Below are 26,600 nucleotides of genomic sequence, written 5' to 3' on the forward strand. Positions count from 1 at the left end.
AGCCAGCCGCTGAGTCTACCGCGCGCCGGGCGGAAAGCTATGGCATTCCTCTGACTCTCTGCAGAACCAGAATCAGTCGCAGGTTACTCCCCCGGCAGCTGCAGCTTGCTGTATCCCAGACCATTCATTTTCCGCACCCGGATCTGAACCGGGATACGCTCTTTCATCGCCTCAACGTGGCTGATCACGCCGATGGTTTTCCCGCTGGCGTTAAGCGCATCCAGCGCGTCGAGTGCGGCATCGAGCGTCTCAGCATCCAGCGTGCCAAACCCTTCATCAAGGAACAGAGATTCGATGCGGGTTTTGTGGCTGACCAGATCGGAGAGCGCCAGCGCCAGCGCCAGACTCACCAGAAAACTCTCACCGCCCGAAAGCGTCCGGGTATCGCGGGTTGCGTCCGCCTGCCAGGTATCCACCACCTCAAGCTCCAGCTCATCGCTGAGGCGTCGCTGCAGCAGATAGCGACCATGCAGGCGATCGAGCTGACGATTCGCCAGCCAGACCAGATGATCCAGCGTTAACCCCTGCGCAAACCGGCGGAACTTGTCACCTTTGGCTGAACCGATCAGATCGTTGAGGCGGCTCAGCTGCACCAGCTCAGCTTCATCGGCGGCGATCTCTGCCAGCAGCGCCTGCTGCTGCTGACGCAGGTGTGCATCACTCTGCAGCTGCTGCTGCGCTTCTCCCTGCTGGCGCGCGTTATCACGCAGCGCCAGGCGTAATGTCTCCAGCTGCTGGCTGAGAGCGGCAGCCTGTTCATCATTGAAGCCAGCGGGACGCTGCTGCTGATGCTGCGCCAGCCGCTGCTCCAGCTGTTCATAAAGAGCAATCTGCTGCAAACGCTGCTGCTCCAGCTGCTGCAGACGGGCGCGCAGCGGCAGCAGCACCTCTTCCGGCAGCAGCGCCGCGTGCAGTGCTGCTTCATCAGCAAATTCGCTCTGCCGCAGCGCCTGGCTGAACTGCTGTTGCGCCTGCTGCAGGCGCTCCGTCAGGGCGGCCTGCTGGCTGTACGTCTGCGCCAGCTGACCCTGCAGGCTGTGCAGTCCGCTTTGCGCCTGCTGCCACTGCTGCAGCGCCCCTGCCAGCGCCTGTTCCAGCTGCTGCAGTAGCGTGTGCTGCTGCCGGCGCGCCTCCGTTACGCTGCGCGTGCCAAACAGCTGGCTGCGCTGCTGCTGCAGATCCTGCTGCTGCTGCTGCATCAGCGTCAGAGCGTGCTGCAGGCTCTCCTGCTGCTGCTGTTCACGCTGCAGCGTCTGCTGCAGGCTATGCTGCTCGCTCCCCGCTCTGGCGATCTGCGGCTGCAGAGAAGTCAGTAACTGCTCACTCTCTTGCCAGCGCTGCCAGCGCTGCTGCTGTGCGGCAAACCAGCTGGCGCGTCCGGCGGGTTCCGGCAGGCGAAGCTGATGGGCCGCGAGCTGCTCCGTCAGCCGCGCCGCAGCGTGCTGCAGCGCCTGCTGTTCATCTCTGAAACGCTGCTCCAGATCGGCCAGCTGCTGCTGTGCGCTCTCCCGCTGCTGCTGTGCAAGCTGCTGCTCCTGCAGATGCTGCTGCCACCGCTGCTGCTGCTGCTGATGGGCATCTTTAGCCTGCTGCAGCACTGCCGCCGCCTCTTCACGCGCCTGCAGCTGCTGTTGCTCCGTCAGCTCCTGCGCCTCCAGCTGCTGCTGCCAGGCAGTGAACTCTGCATGCTGCGCCGGCGTAAAGTGCAGCCCCAGTGGGGTGCACAGCGCCTGCCACCTGGTATCGATGGTGGCCAGCTGGCGATCCAGTTCAGCCAGCTCCTCTTCCAGCGCCTGCTGCTGCTGCAGAGAGAGTTTCTGCTGTTCGCCCTGTGCCGTGCCCGCCTCTTTCAGCTGCGCCACTGCCGTCTCCAGCGCGGTAAGCCGCTGCTGATTCTCATCCGGCCGGAGCTGCTGATAGTCCGCTACCGCCGGGTGCTGACAGGAACCACACAGCGGGCAGGGGGCGTCAGGCTGTAGTCTGGCGCGCTCATCAGAGAGCCGGGCAATGGTCCGTTCCAGTTCGCACAGGTGACGCAGATCGAGCAGCGCCTGATGCTCGCGCTTCCAGCTGTCGCGCAGTTTCTGCAGTGTCTCTTCACCCTGCAGGTAACTCTGCTGCAGCTGCGTCAGCCGGGCAGCCCGCTGTACGCGCTGCGGTTGCAGCGATTGCCACTGCGCGGCCAGCAGCGTCAGCTGCTGACGCGGGGCGCGCTGCTGCTGATAGCGCGCAAGAGCATTGCGCAGATCGGCGCTGCGCTGCTGATTTTCCAGAGAGGTCAGCGCCTGCTCAGCCTGTTCGCGCTGCTGGCGGCTCTCCGTCTCCGCCTGCGCTAATGGCTTAGCCGCCTGTTCACGCGCTGCCAGCGTCTGCTGTAGCTGCGCCAGCTGCCGCTGCTGCCGCTGCTGCTGTCCGGCAAGCTGCGTCGCCGCCTGTTCACGCTCCTCAAGGTGTCCGATATCAGCCTGCCAGCGCGCCAGCTCCGGCCCCCAGCCGGCGGTAGCCGCTTCGCGCGTGCGCCACGCCTGCTGTTCAGCCAGCTGTAGCTGTAAGCGTTCACTCACCTGTTGCTGCTGCTGCAGCGCCTGTTCGCTGCGGGCGACCGCCTGCTGCTGCTGCGTCAGCTGCTGCTGCTGTTCACTCAGCTGCTGCGCGGTGCGCGCTATCTGCTGATCGAGCGGCAGCACCTGCTCAGTCAGCAGCGTTTCGAGCTGCTGTCCGGCTTCCACCGCCTCATCGCGCTTCTGCAGCGCCTGCTGATAATCGCGTTCCGCCTGCTGCAGCGTGGTTTCAGCCTGCTGCTGCTGCGCCTGTAGCTGCCGGACCAGCTGCTGCTGTGCATCACTGTCCTGCTGCAGCTGTTCACGCAGCTGCAGTCCGGCGCGCAGCTTCTCTGCCGGCTCGGCGCGCGCCAGCTGCTGGCGCTCTGCGGACGCCTGCTGCCACGCCTGCTCCGCTGCCTGGCGCGCCGCGTCAGCGTCCTGCTGCTCCTGCGTCAGCTGCTGTGCCTGCGCCAGCCACTGCTGCTGCGTCTGCGCCTGCGTAAGCTGTGCATTCAGCGCGCGCTCCTCCGCGCTTAAGGTCTCCAGCTGCTGTGTGAGCGACGCCCGCTGCGCCTCATCCAGCAGCGCGATGCCGCCGGCACGGGCGCGCAGCGTCTCAAGCGCGCCGCGCGCCGCGCGCCAGCGTTCAAAGATATGGATGGAGATATCGCCATAAATTTCGGTACCGGTCAGCTCCTCCAGCAGTTCGGCACGCTCGCCGGGCCGGGCGTTGAGAAACGCGGCAAACTGACCCTGTGACAGCATCATTGAGCGGGTGAAGCGGGCAAAATCGAGCCCGGAGAGCGACTCTATGGCTTTCAGCTTATCGCCGACTTTATCCGCCACGATCTGATTATCAGCGACCCGCGCCAGCTCCACGCGCGGCGCCTGCAGCTTGCCGTCAGCCTGACCGCGCGCCCGGTTCTGGCTCCAGAAGGCGCGCCAGGCTTCACCTTTGATTTCAAACTCGACTTCAGCCAGACACTCGGCGGTGTCGCGCGTCATCAGCTGATTCTCACTCTGCGACAGCCCGCCAAGGCGCGGCGTCTGGTGATAGAGCGCCAGGCAGATCGCATCCAGCAGCGTGGTTTTGCCGGCGCCGGTAGCGCCCGTGATGGCAAACAGACCGTTGCTGGCGAACGGCTCCTGGCGGAAGTCGATCAGCCATTCACCGCGCAGCGCGTTGAGATTTTTAAAACGTAGCGTCAGAATTTTCATGCGGATGGATCCTCCAGGGCGGCCAGCGCGCTGCGAAACAGGCGGGTCAGTCCGTCACTCTGCTGCGCGTCCAGCTCTGACTCCTGTGCCAGGCGACGGGCAAAAACCTCTTCGACTTTCAGTTCGCTCAGCGTCTCATTTGTCAGCCGTTCCAGGCTGCGCTGACGCAGCGCGCGGCTGCGGCGCACCAGCAGCACCTCTACCGGCAGCGTGGCCGTGAGCTGTTCAATACGCCGCTGCAGATCGGTGAGGTACTCCTGCGTGGTGATCTCGATATCCAGCCATACCGGCAGCGATCCCTCATAGCGGGCAAACTGTGCCAGCTGCGCCTCAATCTCTGCCATCGAACCTTTTAGCATCTGCATCGGCTGAAAGGCGGGTATGGTCAGCGCGGTTACGCTCTCCAGCGTGCGGCCAAAATCGAGTAGCCAGACGCTTTTATCACGTCCGCTCTCATCAAAACTGAGCGGGATCGGTGAGCCGCTGTAGCGAATATGTTCCGTGCCGGCAATCCGCTGCGCACGGTGAATATGGCCGAGTGCAATGTAGTCTGCGGGCGGAAACGCCTGCGCCGGAAACGCATCCAGCGTGCCGATATAGATATCGCGTACCGCGTCGCTTTTGGTCACGCCCACGGTAGTGAGGTGGCCGGTGGCGACGATTGGCAGCGGCTCATCCAGCCGTTCTCTTTCTGCCACGGCGGCGCTATAGCAGTGCTGGTAATGCTGCTCGATCGCCTGCAGCAGCGATAACTGCTTGTCGCGACCGGACTGACCGGCCCGACTGCGCAGAATATCGCGCGGGCGCAGATAGGGGATGGCGCACAGCAGCGCGCCCGGCGATCCGTCGCGCTGCGTCAGCGTCAGCACCTGCTGTTCACTGCCGGGGGTAGCGCTGGTGATCACCCGGGTGTTAAGGCAGGCCAGCAGTTCGCGCGACTCATTCAGCGTGGCGACTGAATCGTGATTGCCCGCCAGCACAACCAGCTGACAGCCGCTGGGCTGCAGCGCGACCACAAACCGGTTAAACATTTCACGGGCGTAACTGGGGGGCGAACCGGTATCAAACAGATCGCCTGCCACGATCAGTGCATCAACCTGATGCTCAGCAATTTGCCGGAGCAGCCAGTCAAGAAAAGCCTGGTGTTCGGCGGCGCGACTCTTGCTGTAAAAAAACTGACCGAGGTGCCAGTCTGCGGTATGAATAATGCGCATGGGGTGTCCTGCCTGAAAGCTGGCGGCCAGTATAACGGCTTCGGGCACAAAGGAAAAAAGACGTTTTTGCCGGTGCGAGGGTGGTTTTTATCTCTTGCTTACCGGCCGGGTTTTTCATAAAAGTGTCATAAAACTGACGCATAATGACGCCGCATATCCTAGTGACATCCCGTCACACTCGCAGGAGCAATAATGGCCAAGCGCATTTTGGTTGTGGAAGATGAAGCGCCCATCCGGGAAATGTTATGTTTTGTGCTGGAACAGAACGACTATCAGCCTATTGAAGCGGAAGATTATGACAGCGCGATTAGCCGGCTGATTGAACCCTGGCCCGATCTGATCCTGCTGGACTGGATGTTGCCCGGCGGCAGCGGCATCCAGTTTATTAAGCATCTGAAGCGCGAAGCCATGACGCGCGATATCCCGGTCATGATGCTGACCGCGCGCGGTGAGGAAGAGGATCGCGTGCGCGGACTGGAAGTGGGCGCAGATGATTACATCACCAAGCCGTTCTCACCGAAAGAGCTGATGGCGCGTATCAAAGCCGTCATGCGGCGCATCTCCCCGATGGCGGTCGAAGAGGTGATTGAGATGCAGGGGCTGAGTCTCGATCCCTCCTCACACCGCGTGATGTCGGAGACCACGCCGCTGGAGATGGGGCCAACCGAATATAAGCTGCTGCATTTCTTTATGACGCATCCGGAGCGGGTCTACAGCCGCGAACAGCTGCTGAACCACGTCTGGGGCACCAACGTCTATGTCGAAGATCGCACCGTAGATGTGCATATTCGTCGCCTGCGTAAAGCACTGGAAATCTCCGGCCACGATCGTATGGTGCAAACCGTACGCGGAACAGGGTATCGTTTCTCTGCCCGCTACTAAACGGAGCCTGCTACCGTGCTGGAACGCCTCTCCTGGAAGCGATTACTGACCGAGCTGGCGCTGGCCTGTCTGCCTGCGCTGCTGTTCGGCCTGCTGTTTGGTTATCTGCCGTGGTGGCTGCTGGCAGCCGTCTCAGGCGTTCTGGCCTGGCACTTTACTAATCTGATGCGGCTCTCCCACTGGCTGTGGGTCGACCGCTCAATGACGCCGCCCACCGGGCGCGGCAGCTGGGAACCGCTGTTTTATGGCCTCTACCAGATGCAGTTGCGTAACCGCCGTCGCCGCCGCGAGCTGGGAAACCTGATCAGGCGTTTTCGCAGCGGCGCGGAGTCGCTGCCGGATGCCGTGGTGCTCACCACCGAAGAGGGCACCATTTTCTGGTGCAACGGCCTCGCTCAGCAGCATCTGGGGCTGCGCTGGCCGGAGGATAACGGCCAGAATATTCTCAACCTGCTGCGCTATCCTGAATTCTCCCGCTATATCCGCCAGCGCGACTTTGCCCGGCCGCTGACGGTGGTGCTGAATAATCAGCGGCACATGGAGTTCCGCGTGATGCCTTACAGCGAGGGGCAGTGGCTGATGGTGGCGCGCGATGTGACCCAGATGCATCAGCTGGAGGGTGCCCGCCGCAACTTTTTTGCCAACGTCAGTCATGAATTGCGTACGCCGCTCACGGTGCTGCAGGGCTATCTGGAGATGATGGACGATGAGGCGATGAATGCGCGCACGCGCAGCAAAGCGCTGGGCACGATGCAGGAGCAGACCCGGCGCATGGACAGCCTGGTCAGGCAGCTGCTGACGCTGTCGCGCATCGAGGCGGCCCCGGCGCTCGATCTCAAAGAGCGGGTCGATGTACCGGCCATGCTGCATCTGCTGCAGCGCGAAGCGGAAACGCTGAGCCAGGGGCGCCATGTTGTTCACTTCCATACCGATCCTCATCTGCGCGTACTGGGTAACGACGAGCAGTTGCGCAGCGCTATCTCGAACCTGGTCTATAACGCGGTTAACCACACGCCGGAAGGCACGCATATTCATATCAGCTGGCTGCGCACGCGGCAGGGAGCGGAGTTTAAAGTCTGCGATAACGGTCCCGGCATCAGCGAAGAGCATCTGCCGCGCCTGACGGAGCGCTTTTACCGCGTTGATAAAGCGCGGTCGCGCGCCACCGGGGGCAGCGGACTGGGGCTGGCGATCGTCAAGCATGCGCTGAGCCATCACGGTGCGCGGCTGGAGATCAGCAGCTGGCCGCATCAGGAGACCTGCTTTCGCTTTCTGCTGCCGTCGCGTCTGATTGTGGAAGAGGCCGCGCAGGAGCGGGCGGGGTAATCTGCATTGCGCCGTTTTCGCAGGCTTGCCACAATAGCGCTCTTCTTCTCTCTGACGGCGGCTCCATGCTGAAATCTCTGCTGTTCACACTTCTGCTGCTCTTCTCTGTGCTGGCGCAGGCGCAAAAAGCGATGCTGACCGGCAACCTCAGCAGCGCCGGCTCAGATACGCTGGGCTATCTGATGACGCTGTGGGGGGAAGATTTCAGCCTGCAGGCGCCCGGCGTCAACGTTCAGGTACAGGCGGCGGGCTCTTCGACCGCGCCAACGGCGCTGGCAGCGGGAGCCGCACAGTTGGGCGCGATGAGCCGGCCGATGCAGAACGATGAGCGACAGCTGTTTATTGCCCGCTACGGCTATCCGCCGCTCGCCGTACCGGTCGCCATGGATGCGCTGGTCGTGGTGGTGAACCAGGCTAATCCGCTGCAGCGTATCAGCCAGCCGCAGCTTGATGCGCTCTATTCTGTTACCCGGCTGTGCGGCGGCACGCAGGTTCCGCAGCGCTGGGGCGATACGGGCGTAATAGATGATAAGTGGGCGCAGCGGCGCATCCAGCGCTTTGGCCGCAACTCTGCCTCCGGCACTTGGGGGTTCTTCAAGCAGCAGGCGCTTTGCCGCGGCGATTTTCGCGCTGACGTGGCGGAGTTTCCCGGTTCGGCTGCCGTGGTGCAGGCGGTTGCGACCACGCCAGAGAGTATCGGCTACGCCAGCTTTGGCTTTCATCTCAGCGGTGTGAAGATCGTGCCGATTGTCACCCGGACCGGCGAAAGCATCATGCCCGATGCCGATACCATCCGCAGCGGCCGCTATCCCTGGTTCCGGCCGCTCTATATTTACGTGAACAAACCACCGGGCAAGCCGCTGCCGCCGCTGGTGGCGGCATTTCTGCATCAGGTACTGTCGTCGCAGGGACAGCGGCGGGTGGCGGAAGCGGGCTATTTACCTCTCTCCGATGCGCAAATCTCCGCTGCGCGGGCGGCCATTGAATAAGCAGCAAGCGCGTGCTCAGGAAAATGAATTTTCTTCATGTCTGCTGAAAATTCTTCCGTTGCCCCGCGCGCGGAAGCGTGGCACTCTTTGGACATATAGCCATCCAGATGGCTGAAATAACCAGAAGAAATTATACCTGACCGCAACTACCGGTCTGCAAGGAGAATCTATGCCCGCTCAGCACGCCCCGTTCCGCGCCGATACCGTCGGCAGTTTTCTGCGTCCCGCTGCGATCAAACAGGCGCGCGAACAGCACGCCCGTGGTGAGATTAGCGCTGAGCAGCTGCGCGAAGTGGAAGACCAGGCTATTCGCGATGTTGTCGCGCAGCAGCGTGCCAATGGCCTGCAGGTTGTCACTGACGGCGAGTTCCGTCGCGCGTGGTGGCACTTCGATTTCTTTGGCGATCTGAATGGCGTAGAGCTGTTCGAAGCGGAGCAGGGGATCCAGTTCAACGGCGTACAGACCAAAGCGCACGGTGTAAAAGTCACCGGTAAAGTCTCGTTTAATCCGGCGCATCCGATGCTGGAACACTTCCGCTTTCTGCAGAGTATCGCCGGCGACGCGGTCGCTAAAATGACGATTCCCAGCCCGAGCGTGCTGCATTTCCGCGGCGGCCGCAAGGTTATCGACGCCACGGTTTACCCCGATCTGGATGCCTACTTTGCCGATCTGGCGCAGACCTATAAAGACGCCATTGCCGCGTTTTATGCTGCCGGCTGCCGCTATCTGCAGCTGGACGATACCGTCTGGGCCTATCTCTGCTCCGGGGAGCAGCAGGAGCAGATCCGCGCACGCGGCGACGATCCGCAGGCGCTGGCCCGCACTTATGCCCAGGTGCTGAACGCGGCGCTGGCAGATAAACCGGCCGATCTCACCGTCGGGCTGCACGTGTGCCGCGGTAACTTTCGCTCGACCTGGATATCAGAAGGCGGCTATGAGCCGGTAGCGGAGATCCTGTTTGGCGGCGTGAATATCGACGCCTTTTTCCTGGAGTATGACAACGAACGCTCCGGCGGATTTGAGCCGCTGCGCTTTATTAAGCCAGGTCATCAGAAAGCGGTACTCGGCCTTATCACGACCAAAACCGGCGCGCTGGAAGATCCTGAACAGGTTAAAGCGCGGCTGCAGGAAGCGGCGCAGTACGTCAGCCTCGATCAGATCTGCCTCAGCCCGCAGTGCGGCTTTGCTTCCACCGAAGAGGGTAATAGCCTGAGCGAAGCGGAGCAGTGGCAGAAGATCCGTCTGGTGGTGGATATCGCTAAACAGGTGTGGTGAGAGTGTAAAGTTGTGCAGACAGGCGCGTAAATCGCGCCTTTTGTGCATCCTGAACCGCACTTATGCAAGAACAACTTTCGCTTTGTCTGAATTTTAAACAAATCATCTGGGGTGTTTAGCGGCTATTTCGCCCATATTCACTGCCTGCGTACGCTTATGCGCGATATCCTTCTGGTTTTCCGATCCTGTATTGTCTTTCTCCGCTATAAACGTTTTAATTTGCGCCGTTGTCGATTCATCCCTCTGTGAACAGAAGAAAAGCAGATTAAATCACCTGCGCTGTCTCGATTCGGCCCGCATTTCGCACTGGGTAATCCAGCTAAGCCATTGTTATCGCGCAATCAGGGGACAACACAAACTCAACTTCCACCGCAACATCAGCTACAGGCACGACAGAAGTTATGACATACCGTTTAACCTCGAGGGACATCCTTGCGCTGGGCTTTATGACCTTTGCCCTGTTCGTTGGCGCAGGCAACATTATCTTTCCACCGATGGTGGGAATTCAGTCTGGTGAACACGTCTGGGTCGCCGCACTCGGCTTCCTCGCGACCGCGGTCGGCCTGCCGGTCATGACCGTGATCGCGCTGGCGCGCGTTGGCGGCGGCATCGATGCGCTCAGTTCGCCAATCGGTAAAGCAGCGGGTCTGCTGCTGGCGACGGTCTGCTATCTGGCCGTGGGACCGCTGTTTGCGACGCCGCGTACCGCGACCGTTTCGTTTGAAGTCGGTATCGCTCCGCTGACCGGTGACGGCCCGCTGCCGCTGTTTATCTATAGCCTTATTTACTTTGCGCTGGTTATCGGGATCTCCCTCTATCCGGGCAAGCTGCTGGATACCGTCGGGCACGTGCTGGCGCCGCTGAAAATTGTCGCGCTGACCATACTCGGCGTTGCCGCGCTGGTCTGGCCGGCGGGCGGTATTGCGCCTGCGACGGCAGACTATCAGCGCGCGGCGTTCTCTACCGGTTTTGTAAATGGCTATCTCACCATGGATACGCTGGGCGCCCTGGTGTTTGGTATCGTGATTGTGAACGCGGCACGTTCGCGCGGCGTTGAAGATGCGAAACTGCTGACGCGCTACACTATGCTGGCTGGCCTGATCGCCGGTGTCGGACTGACGCTGGTCTACCTGAGCCTGTTCAAGCTTGGCTCCGGCAGCGCCGGCCTGGTTGACCAGAATGCCAACGGCGCCGCTATTCTGCACGCTTATGTACAGCAGACGTTTGGCAGCATGGGCAGCTTCTTCCTCGCGGCGCTGATCTTTATCGCCTGCATGGTAACGGCCGTTGGCCTGACCTGCGCCTGCGCTGAGTTCTTTGCACAGTATCTGCCGCTCTCGTACAAAGCGCTGGTGTTTATCCTGGGCCTGTTCTCGATGGTGGTATCAAATCTGGGGCTGAGCCATCTGATTCAGATCTCCATCCCGGTGCTGACAGCAATTTATCCGCCCTGTATCGTGCTGATAGTGCTAAGCTTCACCCTCAACTGGTGGAACCGCAGCGCGCGTATTATTGCGCCAACCATGCTGGTCAGCCTGCTGTTTGGCATTGTGGATGCAATCAAAACCACCAGCTTTAAAGAGATACTGCCGCTGTTCAGCCAGCATCTGCCGCTGGCCGACCAGGGACTCGCCTGGCTGCCGCCTTCGCTGGCAATGATGGTGATTGCTGCCGTCGTGGATCGCGTTAAAGGACCACAGCAGGTAGTCGTCCGGCAGTAAACGACACGGCTGTTCATTCCGACCACGGGCTTGCCCGTGGTTTTTTCATTTTCACAGGACCTGTTTGTTATGCAAGAAACCAACACGCTCAAACGCGGACTGAGCACGCGCCATATTCGCTTTATGGCGCTGGGATCGGCAATCGGTACCGGGCTGTTTTACGGCTCGGCGGATGCTATCAGGATGGCGGGGCCCAGCGTTTTACTGGCCTATATTATTGGTGGCGCGGTGGCCTATATCATCATGCGTGCGCTGGGGGAGATGTCGGTTAACAATCCGCAATCAAGCTCCTTTTCGCGCTATGCGCAGGATTATCTCGGTCCGCTGGCGGGCTATATCACCGGCTGGACCTACTGCTTTGAGATCCTGATTGTGGCGATCGCGGATGTCACCGCATTTGGCATCTATATGGGCGTCTGGTTTCCGGATGTACCGCACTGGATCTGGGTGCTGTCGGTAGTGCTGATTATCGGCGCCATCAACCTGATGAGCGTGAAGGTGTTTGGCGAAGTAGAGTTCTGGTTCTCTTTCTTTAAGGTCGCCACCATTATCATCATGATTGTGGCGGGCTTTGGCATGATTTTCTGGGGCATCGGCAACGGCGGAACGCCGACCGGGATCCATAATCTCTGGAGCAACGGCGGCTTCTTCGCCCACGGTATTGTGGGTATGCTGCTCTCGCTGCAGATGGTGATGTTTGCCTATGGCGGGATCGAAATCATCGGTATTACCGCCGGTGAAGCGGATGAGCCCGCCAAATCGATTCCGCGCGCGATCAATTCGGTGCCGCTGCGTATCCTGGTGTTTTATGTGGGTACGCTGTTTGTCATCATGTCGATCTACCCGTGGAATCAGGTCGGTACCGAGGGCAGCCCCTTTGTGCTGACGTTCCAGCATCTGGGTATCGCTGCGGCGGCGTCAATTCTTAACTTTGTCGTGCTGACCGCTTCGCTATCTGCCATCAACAGCGATGTGTTTGGCGTGGGGCGTATGCTGCACGGTATGGCGCAGCAGGGCCATGCGCCTAAAGTGTTCCAGAAAGTCTCTTCGCGCGGCATCCCGTGGGTGACGGTGGTGGTGATGATGTTTGCGATGCTTATCGCCGTTTATCTGAACTACCTGATGCCGGAAAAAGTCTTCCTGGTGATCGCCTCGCTGGCGACCTTTGCCACGGTCTGGGTATGGATCATGATCCTGCTGTCGCAGATCGCATTCCGGCGCAAAATTGGCAAGGCGCAGGCGGCGCAGCTGCAGTTTGCCGTACCGGGCGGCAGTGCCACCACCTGGGCAGGCGTGCTGTTTCTCGCCTTTATCATTGCGCTGATTGGCTATTTCCCTGATACGCGAATTTCACTCTACGTGGGCTTTGCCTGGATTGTGCTGCTGCTGCTGGCGTGGCCGCTGGTGAAAAAGCAGAAACGCTGAGCGTCAGGCTAAAAAGAAAAGAGTCGCCCTGTGTGGCGACTTTTTTTATGGGAAAAAAAGTATTCGGCGCATCCTGTCGCCGAAAAATAGAACCAAAACGGAAAAATAGGTCAAAACTAAGGGATGATTGACGCACTCAGAATACGCTAAATTTCATAGCGTTATGTCACAGCGGACAAATATAGAATTATCGCAATTCAGCCATAAAAACGCTTCAGCAGAACGAAGAGGCGGCCGGGAAACTGATAAGCCCGCATGGCGGGCTGAACAAAGGTGCAACTGACTCAGGGAGCCCATGTGACGGGGGCGAGGGCGCTGCTGTCAACTCCCTGCCTGAGCTGAGCCAGCGTCGATTGATAAGGACAGAGCGTGCCGATGGCGCTGTCGTGACAGTCTGGCTGATGCCACTCTGCCTGCAGTAAAGGGTGCTGCCGATCCACCGGCGCGAGCTGGCGCAGCGCATCCAGACTCTGCGCCTGAAAGTAAATGCGCAGCCGGCGGCTGTTGTCACGCGTATCGCGCCAGCGCTCAAACACCAGGCTGCTGCCCGGCGGGATATTACCGCGCGCGTAGCCCGGCAGCTGCCAGCTGAAATTCATCAGGGTGCGCACCATTGCGATATTGGTATCGTGGGCTACCAGCAGCAGCCAGCGGGTATCGGGCGAGCCGGGACGATCTTCGAGCGCCGCGATCGCCGCATCGAGCAATATTGAGCCGCGCTTTTGTGCCAGATAAGGGACATCGTTACTCAGATCGTAATTTGCGGTGAGCAGTGGCAGCAGCGCCGTAATCTGCTGCGCGCTGTTCAGGCGCCCCTGCGCCAGCGCCTCTGGTGGCAGATTTTCACTCCAGCCGAGACGCAGCGTTTCCACCATGCTCGCCATGACGCTTAATCCCTGGATATAGCTGTGGCCGCTCCGGGTCTGCTTCAGCTGCCACGGGCGTGAAAAAAAGCGGCAATCGCCGTCACAGACCGCCGCATTTAGCTGCCGGATCGCCGGCTGCAGCCGCTGCTGCAGCGCAGCAAGGTCGCCAGCCCGTGCGGCAATCGCTGCCTGCTCGCGGGCAGGATCGGTCCGGGCAAATGGAAATTTATCGCTCTGAAACAGGGGATCCGCCCCATCGGCGACAACGTGCATCGGCACACCGCAGCCGGGAAACGCGCCGTCAGTCAGCGCCTGTGCCGTGGCCCGCGTGCGCTGCAGCGGGCTGGCGCGCACATAAATTTGCCGGCTGTCAGGGCAGCCCGCGTGGAGCAGGCCCGCCTGACGGTAGTAGTTACCCTGCCAGCGTCCTTTATTGACCACCGCGCTGTAGCCGTGACCGGTAAGCTCGCCATCCGCCGTGCTCCAGCGCGGCCAGGGGTGCTGCGTGGCCGCTTCAATCTCTGCCCGGTTAGCCGCCGTCGGAGGACGTACGCCGTGCCGGCCGATCTCTACCACCTTTTCCAGCTGCCAGCGATCGGCTGCGGTGGCGAGCAGCGGCAGCAGCAGCAATATCAGCAGCGATTTCACGTCAGCGGCTCCGCCAGCAGCGCATTGATCTGCGGCCAGAGCGTGGCGTTAGCCAGCAGCACCGGATTGCCCTGCGTCAGGCCATTATTCTGCTCATAACGGTTGGTCTCTCCACCCGCTTCCCGCATCAGTACGATGCCTGGCAGGCCGTCCCACGGCTGCATGCGCGCTTCGTAATAGCCGGTCAGCCGCCCGGCCGCCGCCCACGCGCTCATCAGCGCCCCGGAACCGTTGCGGATAAACATGCCGCCCTGCTGCAGCAGCGCGCTGATAAAGTCGAGCAGTGGAGCCGCAGGCTGACTGGTGGAGCAGCCCAGACCAAACAGCCCCTGGCTCAGCTGGCCGGCGCTGTGTGCCCGGATACGCTGCTCGTTCATCCATGCGCCTTTGCCCCGGCAGGCGTGAAAGATCTCCTGATGATTGGGATCGCATACCACGCCAATAACCGGTTCGCCTTCACACACAATCGCCAGCGCCACGCACCAGTTGTGCAGCCCGCTGAGAAAGTTGCTGGTGCCATCAATCGGGTCAACTACCCAGATAAAGCGTGCCTGTCCGGCGTCTCCGCCGCTCTCCTCACCGATAACCGCGTCTTCAGGAAAGCGTTCAAGGATAAGGTGCCGGATTAACTCCTCAACGTTGCGGTCAGCCTCACTGACCAGATCCTGTAAATCCTTCTTATATTCTGCAACCAGCTGGTTACGCTGCTGATACCACGACATGGCGCGACTGCCAGCGGCTCTGGCGACCTCGCAGGCAAACTGATAGCGCGCCTCTAATTCAGTTAACGTAGCTGATGACATGTTTCCCTCTTATCATTTTCTGGCTGGTGTAGTAACCAGACGTGCCTGAACAGGCGGAATGGTGGTGTGGCCGGGTCTGGTAAAGTTAAGAAAGGCTTCATTAAGCCGCAGATATATGCGGCTGGCAAGAGGGGAGAGGAGGTATTGGCGCGGATTACGGATTCAGAGGCGCTGTGCGCGAGCATCCGCCATCAGACGCGGATAGAAAGCAAAAAACAGCGCTTCCAGCGCGTCATAGTGATCAACAAAATCCTGATAGGAGTCGCGCAGCGCCGCAAGACGGGGACGGCGATACGCCATGCCGCGCAGCACCCGCTCCAGCCGCGCCGGTTCGGCGTAGTGTTCAAACCAGCGTTCGCGCCACATCACCGCGTTGAGCTCAATAAAGCTTTCTGGCGTTCCCGCCAGCTGCGGCACAATATGCTGCTGCGCAGCCTCACTAAAGGCGGCGAGTGAGATATCGGGCTGGAACTGCTGCCAGTGGCGCGCAAGAAAATGATCCCAGATCACATCAAGCGTAATCGGGGCTACGCGCCGCGTTTCCGGACGAAACCACTGCCGGGCGGTACGCACTTCAGGCAGGTTGTCCGTCAGCACATCGATACGGCGGTGCAGGGCGATCCCCGCTGCAACCGGTGCCGGCCACTGCGCCTGAACGTTGCCGCGCACAAAGTCGGCCAGCAGGTTGCCCAGCAGCGAGCTTTCTGCCAGCGTGGCAAGATGAAGGTGAGCAAGAAAATTCATGCGCTATTATAGGCAGAATCGCGTCTCTGCAGCCAGTTGTTCAGAATTTCCCACTTTTCCGCTAAACTATGCCGCCTGTTTTTGAGTCCGGAAAAGTTATACATGCGTGTCGCCGATTTTAGCTTTGAGTTGCCCGAATCCCTGATTGCCCACTATCCCCAGGCGCAGCGCAGCGGATGCCGTCTGCTGTCCCTTGATGGCCCGAGCGGCGCCCTGACGCACGGTGTCTTTACCGATGTGCTGGAGAAGCTTAATCCCGGCGATCTGCTGGTGTTCAATAATACGCGGGTGATCCCGGCGCGCGTCTATGGACGTAAAGCCAGCGGCGGCCGGATTGAAATGCTGGTAGAGCGTATGCTGGATGATAAGCGGGTGCTGGCGCACGTGCGTGCCTCAAAGGCGCCAAAGCCGGGCACTGAGCTGCTGCTGGGCGACGATGAGAGCGTAAAAGCGACCATGGTGGCGCGGCACGATGCGCTGTTTGAGATCGCCTTTACCGATGAACGCGCGGTGCTCGATATTCTCAATAGCGTAGGCCATATGCCGCTGCCGCCCTATATCGATCGCCCGGATGAAGAGGCCGATCGCGAGCTTTACCAGACGGTATACAGCGCCCGTCCTGGCGCGGTGGCAGCACCAACCGCCGGGCTGCACTTTGATGAACCGCTGCTGGAGGCGCTGAAAGCCAAAGGGGTGGAGATGGCGTTTGTGACGCTGCACGTCGGGGCCGGTACCTTCCAGCCGGTGCGCGTTGAAAATATCAATGACCATATCATGCACTCGGAATATGCAGAGGTGCCGCAGGATGTGGTTGACGCGGTGCTGGCCTGTAAAGCACGCGGCAATAAAGTTGTCGCGGTAGGGACCACGTCGGTGCGCTCGCTGGAGAGCGCCGCTCAGGCGAGTCAGGATGTGCCGCTGGCGCCTTTCTTTGATGACACGCAGATCTTTATCTATCCTGGCTATCGCTACCAGATTATCGATGCGCTCATTACCAACTTCCATCTGCCGGAATCGACGCTGATTATGCTGGTTTCTGCGTTTGCTGGCTATAAAAACACCATGGCGGCGTACCAGAGCGCGGTGGCCGAACAGTACCGTTTCTTTAGCTACGGGGATGCGATGTACATCACCCGTAATCCGCACGCTCCTGACGAACCTGTCGGAAGCACACACCCTTAATGTTCCGGTGCTGCCTGCGGGTGGCACGGCTACAGTCGGGTAAATCAGACTGTTTCTCTGATGAGGTTAATGTGAAATTTGAATTAGATACAACAGACGGACGCGCGCGTCGCGGACGTCTGGTTTTCGATCGCGGCGTGGTTGAAACCCCGGCATTTATGCCGGTGGGCACGTATGGCACCGTTAAAGGCATGACGCCGGAAGAAGTGAAAGAGACCGGTGCGCAGATCCTGCTGGGCAACACTTTCCATCTCTGGCTACGTCCGGGGCAGGAGATCATGAAGCTGCACGGCGATCTGCATGACTTTATGAACTGGCAGGGACCGATTCTGACCGATTCGGGCGGCTTCCAGGTATTCAGCCTGGGTGATATCCGTAAGATCACCGAAGCGGGCGTGCATTTCCGCAACCCCATCAACGGCGATCCGATCTTCCTCGATCCGGAAAAATCGATGGAGATCCAGTACGATCTCGGCTCCGATATCGTGATGATTTTCGATGAGTGCACGCCATATCCGGCTGACTGGGATTATGCAAAACGTTCGATGGAGATGTCGCTGCGCTGGGCGCAACGCAGCCGCGATCGCTTCGATTCACTCGGTAATAAAAATGCGCTGTTCGGGATTATCCAGGGCGGTGTTTACGAAGATTTACGAGATGTCTCCGTCAAAGGTCTGGTAGAGATTGGCTTTGATGGGTACGCTGTGGGCGGCCTCGCGGTGGGTGAGCCGAAAGAGGATATGCACCGTATTCTGGAACATGTCTGTCCGCAAATTCCGCAGGATAAACCGCGCTATCTGATGGGCGTCGGAAAGCCAGAAGATCTGGTGGAAGGCGTACGCCGCGGTATCGATATGTTTGACTGCGTCATGCCTACCCGCAACGCGCGCAACGGTCATCTGTTTGTTACCGACGGCGTGGTGAAAATCCGCAACGCGAAGTATAAAGATGACACCGCGCCGCTGGATGCGGAGTGTGATTGTTACACCTGTCGCAATTACAGTCGCGCCTACTTGCACCATCTTGATCGCTGTAACGAAATACTGGGCGCACGCCTGAATACGATTCACAATCTGCGCTATTACCAGCGTCTGATGGCGGGTTTACGCCAGGCTATCGAAGAGGGTAAATTAGAGCACTTTGTTAGCGAGTTCTACCTACGGACGGGCAAAGCGGTTCCACCGTTAAACGTCTGATTATTCTATCAATGAGGGAAATTAAATGAGCTTTTTCATTTCTGACGCCGTCGCAGCAGCGGGCGCTCCGTCACAGGGAAGTCCGTATTCTCTAGTGATCATGCTGGTGGTTTTTGGTCTGATTTTCTACTTCATGATCCTGCGTCCGCAGCAGAAGCGCGCCAAAGATCATAAAAAGCTGATGGACTCCATCTCGAAAGGGGATGAAGTGCTGACCAACGGCGGCCTGGTGGGTCGTGTCACTAAAGTTGCTGATACCGGTTATATCGCTATCGCCCTGAACGACACCACTGAAGTAGTGATTAAACGTGATTTCGTGGCCGCCGTCCTGCCGAAAGGGTCGATGAAGGCGCTGTAATTTTATCTTCCCGAAGGGAACTGCCGTGTTAAACCGTTATCCTTTGTGGAAGTACATCATGCTGGTCGCCGTTATTCTTATCGGCCTGCTGTATGCGCTTCCTAACCTTTATGGTGAGGATCCGGCCGTTCAGATCACTGGTGCGCGCGGAAGCGCCGCCAGTGAGCAGACGTTGGATCAGATCCAGAACGTACTCAAACAAGACAACATTCAGAGCAAATCCCTCGCACTGGAAAATGGCGCTATTCTGGCGCGTTTCGCTAACACCGATGTGCAGCTGCGCGCGCGCGAAGCGCTTACAACTGCGCTGGGTGACGATTTCGTGGTAGCCCTCAATCTCGCACCGGCCACGCCGCGCTGGCTCACTCTGCTGGCAGCGGAACCGATGAAACTCGGTCTGGACCTGCGGGGCGGGGTGCACTTCCTGATGGAAGTGGATATGGATACCGCGCTGGGCAAGCTGCAGGAGCAGAATGCAGACGGCCTGCGCAGCGATCTGCGTGAAAAGAATATTCCTTATACCAACGTCAGCAAACTCGCTAACTACGGTGTGGAAGTGCGTTTCCGCGACGCCAAAAGCCGCGATGACGCGATCGGCTACCTGACGCCACGCCACCGCGATATGGTATTCACCAGTGCGGGCAGCGATGCAATGCGCGCGGTGATGACCGATGCGCGCCTGAGTGAAGCGCGGGAATATGCGGTACAGCAGAATATTAATATCCTGCGCAACCGTGTTAACCAGCTGGGCGTTGCTGAGCCGCTGGTGCAGCGTCAGGGTGCCGACCGCATCGTGGTTGAGCTGCCGGGTATCCAGGATACCGCGCGGGCAAAAGAGATCCTTGGTGCCACCGCGACGCTGGAGTTCCGTCTGGTTAATACCAGCGTAGATCCGGGTGCTGCGGCAAATGGACGCGTGCCGGGTGACTCAGAAGTGAAGAAAACGCGGGAAGGGCAGCCGGTTGTGCTCTATAAGCGTGTCATTCTTACCGGCGATCACATCACCGATTCCACGTCCAGCATGGATGAGTACAACCAGCCGCAGGTGAATATTTCACTGGATGGCGCGGGCGGTAACATCATGTCGAATTTCACCAAGGACAACATCGGCAAGCCGATGGCGACCCTGTTTGTGGAGTACAAGGACAGCGGCAAGAAAGATGCCAACGGCAGAGCGATTCTGGCGAAGCAGGAAGAAGTGATCAACGTGGCGAACATTCAGTCACGGCTGGGTAATAGCTTCCGCATCACCGGTATCAGCAACCCGAACGAAGCGCGTCAGCTGTCGCTGCTGCTGCGTGCCGGTGCGCTGATTGCGCCGATTCAGATTGTCGAAGAGCGTACCATTGGCCCGACTATGGGTCAGCAGAACATCACCCAGGGTCTGGAAGCCTGCCTGTGGGGTCTGATCGCTTCGATCATCTTTATGGTGGTGTTCTACAAAAAGTTTGGTCTGATTGCGACCAGCGCGCTGCTGTGTAACCTGGTGCTGATTGTCGGCATCATGTCGCTGCTGCCAGGCGCCACGCTCACCATGCCGGGCATTGCCGGTATCGTGCTGACGCTGGCGGTTGCCGTAGATGCCAACGTGTTGATTAACGAACGTATTAAAGAAGAGCTGCGTAACGGACGCTCGGTACAGCAGGCGATTCATGAGGGCTACAAAGGCGCCTTCTCCAGTATCGTCGACGCCAACGTCACCACGCTGATTAAAGTCATCATTCTTTATGCGGTGGGTACCGGCTCCATCAAAGGCTTTGCAATCACCACCGCTATCGGTATTGCAACCTCGATGTTTACCGCTATCGTCGGCACCCGTGCCATCGTTAACCTGGTGTACGGCGGCAAACGCATCAACAAGCTGTCTATCTGAGGAGTGCGTTGTGGCACAGGAATATAGTATTGAACAGCTGAACCACGGGCGTAAGGTCGTAGACTTTATGCGCTGGGATACGCTGGCGTTTATCATCTCGGGTCTGCTGATCGTGGCGTCAATCGCCATTATCGGCGTGCGCGGGTTTAACTGGGGACTCGATTTCACCGGCGGTACGGTGATTGAGATTAACCTGGAGAAACCTGCAGATCTCGATGCGCTGCGCGAAGGTCTGGTAAAAGCGGGCTTTGACGAGCCGCTGGTGCAGAACTTCGGCAGCAGCCGCGACGTGATGGTGCGGATGCCACCTGCGACCGGCAATGCGGGTCAGGAGCTGGGCAACAAGGTGTTGTCCTCTATCAACCAGACCACGCAGCAGAACGCGACGGTAAAACGCATTGAGTTTGTCGGACCAAGCGTAGGTAGCGACCTGGCGCAGGCGGGGGCGATGGCGCTGCTCTCTGCGCTGATCGCTATTCTTATCTACATCGGGTTTCGCTTTGAATGGCGTCTGGCGCTGGGCACCGTGCTGGCGCTGGCGCATGACGTTATCATCACCTGCGGCCTGCTGGCGCTATTCAGCATTGAAATCGATCTGACCATCGTTGCCTCGCTGATGTCGGTGATTGGTTACTCGCTTAACGATAAGATTGTGGTTTCTGACCGTATTCGTGAGAACTTCCGTAAGATCCGTCGCGGTTCTTCTTACGATATCACCAACGTGTCGCTGACCCAGACGCTGAGCCGTACCCTGATCACTTCTATCACCACGCTGGCGATGATCCTGATCCTGTTCATCTTTGGCGGCGCGCTGCTGAAAGGCTTCTCGCTCACGATGCTGATTGGTGTGACGATCGGTACGATCTCATCCATCTACGTCTCTTCAGCGCTGGCGCTGAAGCTGGGGATGAAGCGTGAGCATATGCTGGTGCAGAAAGTGGAAAAAGAGGGCGCCGATCAGCCTTCTATTCTGCCGTAAGCCCGGCGCTGACCGATGCAAAAAGGCCCTTCTCCGGAAGGGCCTTTTTTTATGGCGCGGCGTCTGCCGTTACCTCATGTACGCGCACATAGCCGAGCCGATCCGGTGTCAGGCCACTCAGGTGCAGCGGCACTGTTACCGTGCTGCGCGGCATCAGGCTGGCGGGCACGCTGATGCGCTGACTCAGGCTGTCGGCGGCCAGCGGCTGACCACTGGCGGGATCGATTTCACCCCACACCACGGTCGCGCTCAGCGCGGGTACCGGCTTGTCATCAGCAGAGCGGATAACCAGGCTGGCCTGGCTGCCGTTTGCTTCTGCACTCACGTTCAGCAGTGCGAGACGCAGCGTACCCAGCTGCGTCTCCAGATCAACCGGCGTCGCGGAACCGGGTACCAGCCATGCGCCCTGAGTGGAGCGGCTGTTAAGCTGGCCCTGCTGCTCCAGCGCGCCGGCGCGGCGGGTGAGATGACGCATCTGCTGATTGAGCTGGCTCACCTCCTGATGCAGCTCTCTGACCTGCGGGGCAGGAGGCGGAGTGCTGCAGCTGCTCAGCAGCAGCAGCGACAGCACCGCCGGAACCGGTAAGCTCCTGAGTCTCATGCTCTCTCCCGCACCTTATTCCGGAATACGCAGTACCTGGCCCGGATAGATTTTGTCCGGATGGCTCAGCATCGGCTTGTTAGCTTCGAAGATTTTGTTGTACTGATTCGGATCGCCGTAGACCTGTTTGGAAATAGCGCTCAGGGTGTCGCCTTTTTTCACTGTGTAGAGGTTGGCTTCGCGTGCGGTGTCGCTGACGGTGACTTTATCATCCACTTTAGTGATGCCGGCAACGTTACCGGCTGCCACCAGAATCTTCTCTTTGAGCTCCTGTGAGATGCCGTCGCCGCTGACGGTTACGGTATCACCCTGCACATTGACGTTGACTTTATCGCTGTCTGGCAGGCCGAGCTTGTTGATGTGATCCTGCAGCTTTTTGCTGGAGTCATCACCGCCTGTCACGCTGTCCCACAGTTTCTCTCCTGCTTCTTTGACGAAGTTAAACAGACCCATAGTTCCTCCTGTGATTGTGCCGGATTGGCTCTTTAAGCGTAGTGCGTTTTTGACATTTGCTGGCAGAAGCGGTTATGAGCGCTGAAAAAACCGCCACGCAGGCGGCCTCTGTTTTGTTAAATGTGAGTTCGCGTTACACTATGTGGCCCAAAATCTCGCGACAGGAAACGTCATGCATTGCCCATTCTGTTCCGCTGTGGATACCAAAGTGATCGACTCACGCCTGGTCAGTGAAGGTTCCTCGGTGCGCCGCCGCCGTCAGTGTCTGGTCTGCCATGAGCGCTTTACCACGTTTGAGATGGCGGAGCTGGTGATGCCGCGCGTGGTAAAAAGCAACGACGTGCGTGAGCCTTTTAACGAAGATAAGCTGACCAGCGGCATGATGAAGGCGCTGGAGAAGCGCCCCGTCAGTGCTGATGCGGTCGATAGCGCAGTCAATCACATTAAAACCCAGCTGCGTGCGACCGGCGAACGTGAGATTGCCAGCAAGCTGATTGGCAATCTGGTGATGGAAGAGCTAAAAAAACTGGATAAGGTCGCCTATATCCGCTTCGCCTCGGTCTACCGCAGCTTTGAAGATATCCGCGACTTTGGCGAAGAGATCGCCCGCTTACAGGACTGAATCATGACCGATGCTCGCTATATGGCGCGCGCGCTGGAACTGGCGCGACGCGGTCGTTTCACCACCACGCCAAACCCCAACGTCGGCTGCGTGATCGTGCGTGACGGCACAATTGTCGGCGAAGGCTGGCATCAGCGCGCGGGTGAACCGCATGCTGAAGTGCATGCGCTGCGCATGGCCGGAGAGCAAGCGCGCGGTGCAACCGCCTACGTTACGCTGGAGCCGTGCAGCCATCATGGCCGGACGCCACCCTGCTGCGATGCGCTGATTGCTGCTGGCGTCAGCCGCGTGGTGGTCGCCATGCAGGATCCTAACCCGCAGGTCGCAGGGCGCGGTCTCTGGCGCCTGCAGCAGGCGGGAATTGAAGTCAGTCACGGGCTGATGATGGCGGAAGCGGAAGCGCTCAATCGCGGGTTTCTCAAGCGTATGCGCACCGGGTTTCCCTGGATACAGCTCAAGCTTGGCGCTTCACTGGATGGCCGCACAGCGATGGCGAGCGGTGAGAGCAAGTGGATCACCTCGGCGGCCGCCCGCCGGGATGTGCAGCAGTTCCGCGCGCAGAGTTCCGCCATTCTTACCAGCAGTGCCACCGTGCTGGCCGACGATCCGTCACTCACGGTACGCGCAGATGAACTCAGCGACAGCGTTCTCCAGCAGCTGGATACGCAGACTCTGCGGCAGCCGGTGCGGGTGGTGGTTGACAGCCAGCAGCGCGTGACGCCGCAGCACCGGCTGATTCATCAGCCGGGTGAGAGCTGGCTGATGCGTACCGCTCCCGATGACGCCGCGTGGCCGGAGAGCGTAACGCAGATTGCGGTGCCGCCGCGCGGCGAACAGCTTGATCTGGTCGCGATGATGATGCTGCTCGGTCAGCGTCAGATTAACAGCGTCTGGGTCGAGGCGGGAGCGGGCCTGGCGGGCGCGCTGATTCAGGCCGGACTGGTGGATGAGCTGATTGTTTATATCGCACCGATACTGCTTGGCGACGCCGGACGCGGGCTCTGTACGCTCCCCGGGCTGGAGGCGTTGAGCGCCGCGCCGCGCCTCGATTTTCGTGATGTGCGCAAAGTGGGTGACGATCTGCGTCTTACCCTGACCCTGCGTTAAGCATGCACGGAAAAGCCTGAGCGCCCGGCTAAAGAGTATGATAGAATCCGCCCCCTTCTGCGGGGGCTATAAAACACACACCCAAAGGATATGTATGAACGTTATCGAAGCTGCTGTTGCCACGCCTGATGCTAAAATTGCCATCGTGATTGCGCGTTTTAACAACTTTATCAATGACAGTCTGCTGGATGGCGCGGTAGATGCGCTGAAGCGTATCGGTCAGGTTAAAGCTGAAAACATTACCGTGGTCTGGGTGCCGGGCGCCTATGAGCTGCCGCTGGCCGCGCGCGCGCTGGCGAATACCGGTAAGCACGACGCGATTGTTGCGCTGGGCACGGTGATCCGTGGCGGCACTGCCCACTTCGAATATGTGGCAGGTGAAGCGAGCTCCGGTATCGCTAACGTGGCAATGAGCTGCGAAATCCCGGTCACCTTCGGCGTTCTGACCACCGAAAATATCGAGCAGGCGATTGAACGCGCCGGCACGAAAGCGGGTAACAAAGGCGCAGAAGCCGCGCTGACCGCACTTGAAATGATCAACGTATTGAAAGCCATTAAAGCCTGATTTTTGTAAGGGGAATTTTGTGAAACCTGCTGCTCGTCGTCGCGCCCGTGAGTGCGCTGTCCAGGCGCTCTACTCCTGGCAGTTGTCCAACAACGACATTGCCGATGTGGAATACCAGTTTCTGGCGGAACAAGACGTCAAAGACGTCGATATTAGCTATTTCCGCGAACTGCTGGCCGGTGTGGCGACCAACAGCGCGTACCTGGATGGCCTGATGAAACCCTGGCTGTCGCGCCAGCTTGAAGAGCTGGGTCAGGTAGAAAAAGCGATCCTGCGCCTCTCGCTCTATGAGCTGAGCAAGCGTGCGGATGTGCCTTATAAAGTCGCCATCAACGAAGGTATTGAGCTGGCAAAAGTGTTTGGCGCTGAAGACAGCCATAAGTTTGTCAACGGCGTGCTGGATAAAGCCGCTCCGCAAATACGACCAAACAGAAAGTAGTGCAGAAGGCCGGGTGACCGGCCTTTTTTCATTGAGACCTGATTTATGTCCTGTGGTGAATTTGAACTGATCGCACGCTATTTCAACCGTGTAACCAGCTCCCGTCGCGACGTGGAGAAGGGCATTGGTGATGACTGTGCGTTACTGAACGTTCCTGACAAACAGACCCTCGCTATCAGCACCGATACGCTGGTAGCGGGCGTCCATTTCTTACGCGATATCCATCCGGCCGATCTCGGCTACAAAGCGCTGGCGGTAAACCTCAGCGATTTAGCTGCGATGGGCGCCGATCCGGCATGGCTGACGCTGGCACTGACGCTGCCTGAGGTCGATGAGACCTGGCTGGCGGGCTTCAGCGACAGCCTGTTTGAGCTGCTCGACTACTACGATATGCAGCTGATTGGCGGCGACACCACGCGCGGTCCGCTCAGCCTGACGCTGGGTATTCATGGGCTGGTGCCTGTCGGGCGCGCGCTGAAGCGCTCCGGTGCAAAGCCAGGTGACTGGATCTACGTTACCGGCACGCTGGGTGACAGCGCGGCAGGACTGTCGCTGCTGCAGCATCATCATCGTCTTGACGATCCGGCGGTGCACGAGGTGCTGATCAAGCGTCATCTGCGTCCGATGCCGCGCGTGCTGCAGGGCCAGGCGCTGCGCAGCCTTGCTACCTCGGCGATCGATATCTCTGATGGCCTGATTTCCGATCTTGGCCATATTCTGACGGCCAGCCGGGTTGGCGCACGCCTGAATCTCGACGCGCTGCCGCTCTCCGCTACGCTGCGCGATCATTTTGCGCCGGAGCAGGTGCTGCGCTGGGCGCTGAGCGGCGGTGAAGATTATGAACTCTGCTTCACGGTGCCTGAAGTTAACCGCGGCGCGCTGGATGTGGCGCTGGGCCGGCTTGGCGCACCTTATACCTGTATCGGACAGATCGCCCCGGAAGCGGAAGGGCTGACGCTGCTGGAGCACGGTAAGCCGCGCCGCTTTAACCATAAAGGATTTGACCATTTTGACGCGCGATAAAGATGTAGCGAAAAGTCGCCTGCGGATGCGCAATCCCTGGCATCTGCTGGCAACCGGTTTTGGCAGCGGATTAAGCCCTTTTATGCCGGGTACCGTAGGCTCGGTGGCCGCGATCCCGTTCTGGTGGCTGATGACGTTTCTGCCGCTGCAGCTCTATTCGCTGGTGGTGCTGGTGGGTATCAGCGTGGGCGTCTATCTCTGTCATCGCACCGCGCGTGACATGGGCGTACACGATCACGGCAGCATCGTCTGGGATGAGTTTGTCGGCATGTGGATCACGCTAATGGCGATCCCGGTGCTTAACGGCTGGTGGGTACTGGCTGGTTTTGTCATCTTCCGGATTTTTGATATCTGGAAACCGTGGCCTATTCGCTGGTTCGATAAGAACGTTCATGGCGGAATGGGCATTATGGTCGACGATATCATCGCCGGCGTAGTCTCCGCAGCCGTATTATACGGCGCCGGCCTGCTGCTGTAAGGGCGGCCAGGGGCGCATTAATGCGTATAACCCGCGGTATATGATTCGGCCAGGGGCGCATGAATGCGC

24 protein-coding genes are annotated in these 26,600 nt (G+C 59.2%); 17 read left to right on the forward strand and 7 right to left on the reverse strand.

The features are described from left to right. Positions 1-83: 83 nt before the first annotated feature. Complete coding sequence (locus LAC65_RS03610; protein WP_039382947.1) at positions 84-3,761, reverse strand: AAA family ATPase; 3,678 nt, start codon at positions 3,759-3,761, stop codon at positions 84-86. Next, complete coding sequence (sbcD, locus tag LAC65_RS03615) at positions 3,758-4,975, reverse strand: exonuclease subunit SbcD (RefSeq protein ID WP_039382948.1); 1,218 nt, start codon at positions 4,973-4,975, stop codon at positions 3,758-3,760. The genes LAC65_RS03610 and sbcD overlap by 4 nt, the downstream gene beginning before the upstream one ends. Positions 4,976-5,167: 192 nt before the next feature. Between sbcD and phoB the strand changes: the two genes are divergently transcribed. From phoB to proY, 6 genes are all read left to right on the forward strand, one after another. Further along, complete coding sequence (gene phoB / locus LAC65_RS03620; RefSeq protein ID WP_039382949.1) at positions 5,168-5,857, forward strand: phosphate response regulator transcription factor PhoB; 690 nt, start codon at positions 5,168-5,170, stop codon at positions 5,855-5,857. Between the two features lie 15 nt (positions 5,858-5,872). Continuing rightward, positions 5,873-7,183, forward strand: a complete 1,311-nt coding sequence (phoR, locus tag LAC65_RS03625) for a phosphate regulon sensor histidine kinase PhoR (protein ID WP_039382950.1) — start codon at positions 5,873-5,875, stop codon at positions 7,181-7,183. Between the two features lie 65 nt (positions 7,184-7,248). Next, positions 7,249-8,172, forward strand: a complete 924-nt coding sequence (locus LAC65_RS03630; protein WP_411828828.1) for a PstS family phosphate ABC transporter substrate-binding protein — start codon at positions 7,249-7,251, stop codon at positions 8,170-8,172. A 169-nt stretch (positions 8,173-8,341) separates the two neighbouring features. Then, positions 8,342-9,448, forward strand: a complete 1,107-nt coding sequence (locus tag LAC65_RS03635; RefSeq protein ID WP_039382951.1) for a cobalamin-independent methionine synthase II family protein — start codon at positions 8,342-8,344, stop codon at positions 9,446-9,448. A gap of 401 nt (positions 9,449-9,849) precedes the next feature. Then, positions 9,850-11,169 (forward strand): branched-chain amino acid transport system II carrier protein, encoded by a 1,320-nt coding sequence (brnQ, locus tag LAC65_RS03640; protein ID WP_039382952.1) that lies wholly within the window; start codon positions 9,850-9,852, stop codon positions 11,167-11,169. A gap of 69 nt (positions 11,170-11,238) precedes the next feature. Next, positions 11,239-12,594 carry a proline-specific permease ProY gene (gene proY, locus LAC65_RS03645; protein ID WP_039382953.1) on the forward strand — a complete coding sequence of 452 codons (1,356 nt, stop codon included), beginning with the start codon at positions 11,239-11,241 and terminating at the stop codon, positions 12,592-12,594. A 284-nt stretch (positions 12,595-12,878) separates the two neighbouring features. Here proY and LAC65_RS03650 read toward each other — a convergent pair whose 3' ends face one another. The 3 genes from LAC65_RS03650 to LAC65_RS03660 all read right to left on the reverse strand — a co-directional run bounded on the left by LAC65_RS03650 (position 12,879) and on the right by LAC65_RS03660 (position 15,655). After that, positions 12,879-14,108, reverse strand: a complete 1,230-nt coding sequence (locus LAC65_RS03650) for a histidine-type phosphatase (RefSeq protein WP_039382954.1) — start codon at positions 14,106-14,108, stop codon at positions 12,879-12,881. After that, positions 14,105-14,911 (reverse strand): inositol monophosphatase family protein, encoded by an 807-nt coding sequence (locus tag LAC65_RS03655; RefSeq protein WP_039382955.1) that lies wholly within the window; start codon positions 14,909-14,911, stop codon positions 14,105-14,107. Before LAC65_RS03655 ends, LAC65_RS03650 begins: the two co-directional genes overlap by 4 nt. Before the next feature lie 162 nt (positions 14,912-15,073). Next, entirely contained in the window at positions 15,074-15,655 is a 582-nt protein-coding gene (locus LAC65_RS03660) for an ACP phosphodiesterase (protein WP_039382956.1), read from the reverse strand. Positions 15,656-15,757: 102 nt separating this feature from the next. Between LAC65_RS03660 and queA the strand changes: the two genes are divergently transcribed. The 5 genes from queA (at position 15,758) to secF (ending at position 21,243) form a co-directional block, all read left to right on the forward strand. Then, positions 15,758-16,837 (forward strand): tRNA preQ1(34) S-adenosylmethionine ribosyltransferase-isomerase QueA, encoded by a 1,080-nt coding sequence (gene queA, locus LAC65_RS03665; protein ID WP_039382957.1) that lies wholly within the window; start codon positions 15,758-15,760, stop codon positions 16,835-16,837. A gap of 71 nt (positions 16,838-16,908) precedes the next feature. Next, on the forward strand, positions 16,909-18,033 hold the full coding sequence (gene tgt, locus LAC65_RS03670; RefSeq protein WP_039385736.1) for a tRNA guanosine(34) transglycosylase Tgt: 1,125 nt from the start codon (positions 16,909-16,911) through the stop codon (positions 18,031-18,033). 25 nt (positions 18,034-18,058) lie between these two features. Next, the gene (gene yajC, locus LAC65_RS03675) at positions 18,059-18,391 is read left to right on the forward strand and encodes a preprotein translocase subunit YajC (protein ID WP_039382958.1); all 333 of its coding nucleotides are present in this window, start codon (positions 18,059-18,061) and stop codon (positions 18,389-18,391) included. Positions 18,392-18,416: 25 nt separating this feature from the next. Beyond that, the gene (secD, locus tag LAC65_RS03680) at positions 18,417-20,264 is read left to right on the forward strand and encodes a protein translocase subunit SecD (RefSeq protein WP_071668617.1); all 1,848 of its coding nucleotides are present in this window, start codon (positions 18,417-18,419) and stop codon (positions 20,262-20,264) included. 10 nt (positions 20,265-20,274) lie between these two features. Beyond that, positions 20,275-21,243 (forward strand): protein translocase subunit SecF, encoded by a 969-nt coding sequence (gene secF, locus LAC65_RS03685; protein ID WP_065649969.1) that lies wholly within the window; start codon positions 20,275-20,277, stop codon positions 21,241-21,243. Between the two features lie 49 nt (positions 21,244-21,292). Here the strand turns inward: secF and LAC65_RS03690 are convergent, their stop codons facing one another. Further along, positions 21,293-21,844, reverse strand: a complete 552-nt coding sequence (locus LAC65_RS03690) for a SadB/YajI family lipoprotein (protein ID WP_039382961.1) — start codon at positions 21,842-21,844, stop codon at positions 21,293-21,295. 15 nt (positions 21,845-21,859) lie between these two features. Next, positions 21,860-22,297, reverse strand: a complete 438-nt coding sequence (gene lysM / locus LAC65_RS03695) for a peptidoglycan-binding protein LysM (protein ID WP_039382962.1) — start codon at positions 22,295-22,297, stop codon at positions 21,860-21,862. Positions 22,298-22,469: 172 nt separating this feature from the next. Here lysM and nrdR point away from each other — a divergent pair, with 172 nt between their 5' ends. From nrdR to pgpA, 6 genes are all read left to right on the forward strand, one after another. Next, entirely contained in the window at positions 22,470-22,919 is a 450-nt protein-coding gene (nrdR, locus tag LAC65_RS03700; RefSeq protein WP_039382963.1) for a transcriptional regulator NrdR, read from the forward strand. Positions 22,920-22,922: 3 nt separating this feature from the next. Then, positions 22,923-24,026, forward strand: a complete 1,104-nt coding sequence (gene ribD, locus LAC65_RS03705) for a bifunctional diaminohydroxyphosphoribosylaminopyrimidine deaminase/5-amino-6-(5-phosphoribosylamino)uracil reductase RibD (protein ID WP_039382964.1) — start codon at positions 22,923-22,925, stop codon at positions 24,024-24,026. A gap of 94 nt (positions 24,027-24,120) precedes the next feature. Then, positions 24,121-24,591, forward strand: coding sequence for a 6,7-dimethyl-8-ribityllumazine synthase (gene ribH, locus LAC65_RS03710; protein WP_039382965.1), 471 nt, complete (start codon positions 24,121-24,123; stop codon positions 24,589-24,591). A gap of 19 nt (positions 24,592-24,610) precedes the next feature. Next, entirely contained in the window at positions 24,611-25,030 is a 420-nt protein-coding gene (gene nusB / locus LAC65_RS03715; protein ID WP_039382966.1) for a transcription antitermination factor NusB, read from the forward strand. A gap of 45 nt (positions 25,031-25,075) precedes the next feature. Continuing rightward, positions 25,076-26,053: a thiamine-phosphate kinase gene (thiL, locus tag LAC65_RS03720; protein WP_039382967.1), complete on the forward strand. Its 978-nt coding sequence runs from the start codon at positions 25,076-25,078 to the stop codon at positions 26,051-26,053. Continuing rightward, positions 26,040-26,531, forward strand: a complete 492-nt coding sequence (pgpA, locus tag LAC65_RS03725; RefSeq protein WP_039382968.1) for a phosphatidylglycerophosphatase A — start codon at positions 26,040-26,042, stop codon at positions 26,529-26,531. The genes thiL and pgpA overlap by 14 nt, the downstream gene beginning before the upstream one ends. The last annotated feature ends 69 nt before the right edge of the window (positions 26,532-26,600 follow it).

The sequence above is a fragment of the Pantoea eucrina genome, assembly GCF_020079945.1.
In the GTDB taxonomy this organism is placed as follows: Bacteria; Pseudomonadota; Gammaproteobacteria; order Enterobacterales; family Enterobacteriaceae; genus Pantoea; species Pantoea eucrina.

What these genes read in the sequence shown, in the direction of transcription:
- sbcD (WP_039382948.1), bottom strand. Translation starts at nt 4,975, where the DNA reads ATGCGCATTATTCATACCGCAGACTGGCACCTCGGTCAGTTTTTTTAC.
- LAC65_RS03635 (WP_039382951.1), top strand. Translation starts at nt 8,342, where the DNA reads ATGCCCGCTCAGCACGCCCCGTTCCGCGCCGATACCGTCGGCAGTTTT.
- ribH (WP_039382965.1), top strand. Translation starts at nt 24,121, where the DNA reads ATGAACGTTATCGAAGCTGCTGTTGCCACGCCTGATGCTAAAATTGCC.
- lysM (WP_039382962.1), bottom strand. Translation starts at nt 22,297, where the DNA reads ATGGGTCTGTTTAACTTCGTCAAAGAAGCAGGAGAGAAACTGTGGGAC.
- LAC65_RS03630 (WP_411828828.1), top strand. Translation starts at nt 7,249, where the DNA reads ATGCTGAAATCTCTGCTGTTCACACTTCTGCTGCTCTTCTCTGTGCTG.
- proY (WP_039382953.1), top strand. Translation starts at nt 11,239, where the DNA reads ATGCAAGAAACCAACACGCTCAAACGCGGACTGAGCACGCGCCATATT.
- LAC65_RS03655 (WP_039382955.1), bottom strand. Translation starts at nt 14,911, where the DNA reads ATGTCATCAGCTACGTTAACTGAATTAGAGGCGCGCTATCAGTTTGCC.
- thiL (WP_039382967.1), top strand. Translation starts at nt 25,076, where the DNA reads ATGTCCTGTGGTGAATTTGAACTGATCGCACGCTATTTCAACCGTGTA.
- brnQ (WP_039382952.1), top strand. Translation starts at nt 9,850, where the DNA reads ATGACATACCGTTTAACCTCGAGGGACATCCTTGCGCTGGGCTTTATG.
- LAC65_RS03660 (WP_039382956.1), bottom strand. Translation starts at nt 15,655, where the DNA reads ATGAATTTTCTTGCTCACCTTCATCTTGCCACGCTGGCAGAAAGCTCG.
- LAC65_RS03690 (WP_039382961.1), bottom strand. Translation starts at nt 21,844, where the DNA reads ATGAGACTCAGGAGCTTACCGGTTCCGGCGGTGCTGTCGCTGCTGCTG.
- queA (WP_039382957.1), top strand. Translation starts at nt 15,758, where the DNA reads ATGCGTGTCGCCGATTTTAGCTTTGAGTTGCCCGAATCCCTGATTGCC.
- yajC (WP_039382958.1), top strand. Translation starts at nt 18,059, where the DNA reads ATGAGCTTTTTCATTTCTGACGCCGTCGCAGCAGCGGGCGCTCCGTCA.
- ribD (WP_039382964.1), top strand. Translation starts at nt 22,923, where the DNA reads ATGACCGATGCTCGCTATATGGCGCGCGCGCTGGAACTGGCGCGACGC.
- LAC65_RS03610 (WP_039382947.1), bottom strand. Translation starts at nt 3,761, where the DNA reads ATGAAAATTCTGACGCTACGTTTTAAAAATCTCAACGCGCTGCGCGGT.
- nrdR (WP_039382963.1), top strand. Translation starts at nt 22,470, where the DNA reads ATGCATTGCCCATTCTGTTCCGCTGTGGATACCAAAGTGATCGACTCA.
- phoB (WP_039382949.1), top strand. Translation starts at nt 5,168, where the DNA reads ATGGCCAAGCGCATTTTGGTTGTGGAAGATGAAGCGCCCATCCGGGAA.